Source organism: Sphingomonas sp. CCH9-F2, assembly GCF_001556735.1.
In the GTDB taxonomy this organism is placed as follows: domain Bacteria; phylum Pseudomonadota; class Alphaproteobacteria; order Sphingomonadales; family Sphingomonadaceae; genus Sphingomonas; species Sphingomonas ginsenosidimutans.
Genome location: NZ_LSJO01000327.1, coordinates 1 through 2,528, shown reverse-complemented (window position 1 = coordinate 2,528; position 2,528 = coordinate 1). Strand labels below are relative to the sequence as shown.

The window sequence follows — 2,528 nt, the reverse complement described above, 5'->3', positions numbered from 1 at the left end:
GTGAAGCTGAAATAGGCGTTCAGCCCCATGCCCGGCGCCAGCGCCAGCGGCACGTTGGCCGACAGCCCCATCAGGATCGAGGCGAACGCCGCCGCGAAACAGGTCGCCGCCGCCACCCCCGCCACCGGCATCCCGGCCTGTCCCAGGATCGCCGGATTGACCAGCACGATATACGCCATCGTCAGGAAGGTGGTGAACCCCGCCAGCACCTCCGTCCGCGCCGACGTGCCGCGCTCCGCCAGCGCGAACCGTCGTTCCAGCACCCCCGTCATGCCCATTCCCCCACGTCTTCGATGACCGGCGCGGTCGCACCGATCAGCCCGCTATCCTCCCACGCCGCCGCCGCGCGGAGCAAGGCCGCCTCGCCCCCGCGCCGTCCGATCAGCTGTACGCCGATCGGCAGCGCCCCGCCCACGCGCCGCAGCGGCACCGCCAGCGATGGCAGCCCGGCGAAGCTGATCGGCTGGGTATGGATGCCCAGGTCCGCGCGCGCCGGCACGCGCCGGCCGTCGATGGTGATGAACGGATCGTCGATCCGCGGCGCCACGCACGGCGTCGCCGGTGCCAGCAGCACGTCATGGTCCGCGATCAGCGCATCCACCGCAGCGCGAAATGCATCGCGGAACGCGCACGCCGCATCATATAGCGCGCGCGGCAGCAGCGCGCCGGCGATCAACCGGTCGCGCACCGCGGGATCGAACGCCATCGCATCCCGCGCCAGCGCATCGCGATGCAGCGCGCCGCCCTCATAAGCGGTGATGACGAACGCCGCCGAGCGAGCACGCGCTATATCGGGCAGTTCCAGCAGCGGCGCCCCCGCTGCCAGCGCGTCGATCGCCGCGATCTGGTCGGCGTCGGCATTCTCGCGGAACCGCCCGCCCAGCCGCGCCAGCCGCGGCGGTGCGCCGGTGCCGACGTCCTGCCCGGCCAATACCGTCCACACCAGCGCCATGTCCGCCGCGCTGCCCGCGAACGGGCCGACATCGTCGAAACTCGCCGCGAACGGGAACACCCCCGCCATCGGCAGCGCGCCGTGCGTCGGCTTCAGCCCGTACAGTCCCGTCAGGCTGGCGGGCACGCGCACCGATCCGTTGGTGTCCGATCCCAGCGCCAGCGGCACGACTCCCGCCGCCACCGCCGCCGCCGAACCGCCCGACGATCCGCCCGCCAGCCGGTCCGGCGCGTGCGGGTTGCGCGTCGTGCCGTGGCGCGCGTTGATCGTCGCGAAACCATAGGCGAATTCGTCCATGTTCAGCGTCGCGACCAGCACCGCGCCCGCCGCCTGCATCCGCCGCACCGCCTCCGCATCGCGCGCGGCGGGCGGCGCGTCCGCATAGAGCGCCGACCCGGCGGTCGTCGGCAGGCCCGCAACGTCGAACAGGTCCTTCACGCCATAGGGCACGCCCGCCAGCGGCCCCGGATCGCGCCCCGCCGCCACCGCGGCATCGACGGCATCCGCGCCGGGATCGACGGGATCGCCGCCGAAAGTCGTACCGCCGCCGCATCGGTCGGCGATACCCGCTCGGCGATCGCTGCCGGGCACGATGCCGCCGACCGGCTGGACGGGGTCGCGCTCGACCTCACCGAGACGCTCTCGCGGCTCGACCGCAGCGTCGCGACCTTCCTCAGCCAGCTGCGCACCGCTGCCTGACCGCGCGGCTGGACTTTCCGGCAGGTGCGCCTAGCTACGGCGGCATGTACGCCTTCGACATCGCCACGACCGACCGCGCGGAATTGTACCGCGAACTGACCGCCGCGCTCGACGCGCTGACCGCGGGCGAGCCGGATGCGATCGCCAACATGGCCAATGCCGCCGCGATGATCGGCCAGTATCTGCCCGACCTGAACTGGGCCGGCTTCTATCGGATGGTCGGCGACGAACTGGTGCTGGGGCCGTTCCAGGGCAAGGCGGCGTGCATCCGCATCCCGCTGGGCAAGGGCGTATGCGGCACCGCCGCCGCCGAGCGGCGCACCCAGCTGGTGGAGGACGTCCACGCCTTTCCGGGGCATATCGCGTGCGACGCGGCGAGCCGGTCGGAACTGGTCGTGCCGATCCTCGACGGCGATCGGCTGATCGGCGTCCTCGATCTCGACAGTCCCCTGCCCGCACGGTTCGATGCGACCGACGCGGCGGGGTGCGAGGCGATGATGGCGCTGCTCGCCCCGCGACTGCGCGGTTGAGCGACTGACCACAGCCTCGCCCCAAAACGGGACAGATCGCGCGGGGTGCGCGGCTCTGGTTGCGGTGGTGTCACGATGGTAAGCAACCCGTTCACCACGGGCGCGTTGCGGCCGGGTTGCTTCAGGGGAAGGATTGCGCCCATGCGCCTGCTGCCGATCGCCGCCGTCGCCTCACTCTCGCTTGCTGCCGGCGCACCCGCCGTGGCGCAGACGGCGCCGGGTGCGACAACGTGGAACGGCGGCCGGCATGGCCCGTCGGATCGGGGCCAGTGGAACCGGGGCCAGTGGAACGGCACCCGTGCATGGCACGGGCCGCGCTGGGGCGGTCAGATCGGCGGCCGCTGGTG

At 72.6% G+C, this 2,528-nt stretch carries 3 protein-coding genes and 1 pseudogene; 2 read left to right on the top strand and 2 right to left on the bottom strand.

Annotated elements, in window-relative coordinates; all coding sequences use genetic code 11:
- Both AX685_RS09515 and AX685_RS09510 read right to left on the bottom strand, forming a co-directional pair.
- Positions 1-272: solute carrier family 23 protein (locus AX685_RS09515; RefSeq protein ID WP_331710165.1), on the bottom strand; the 272-nt coding region annotated here is incomplete at its 3' end.
- Positions 269-1,516, bottom strand: a complete 1,248-nt coding sequence (locus tag AX685_RS09510) for an AtzE family amidohydrolase (protein WP_231738746.1) — start codon at positions 1,514-1,516, stop codon at positions 269-271. The genes AX685_RS09515 and AX685_RS09510, both read right to left, overlap by 4 nt.
- Before the next feature lie 179 nt (positions 1,517-1,695).
- Between AX685_RS09510 and AX685_RS09505 the strand changes: the two genes are divergently transcribed.
- Both AX685_RS09505 and AX685_RS23120 read left to right on the top strand, forming a co-directional pair.
- The gene (locus tag AX685_RS09505) at positions 1,696-2,181 is read left to right on the top strand and encodes a GAF domain-containing protein (RefSeq protein WP_066487915.1); all 486 of its coding nucleotides are present in this window, start codon (positions 1,696-1,698) and stop codon (positions 2,179-2,181) included.
- A 141-nt stretch (positions 2,182-2,322) separates the two neighbouring features.
- Positions 2,323-2,528, top strand: a pseudogene (locus AX685_RS23120) (hypothetical protein); the annotation flags it as partial.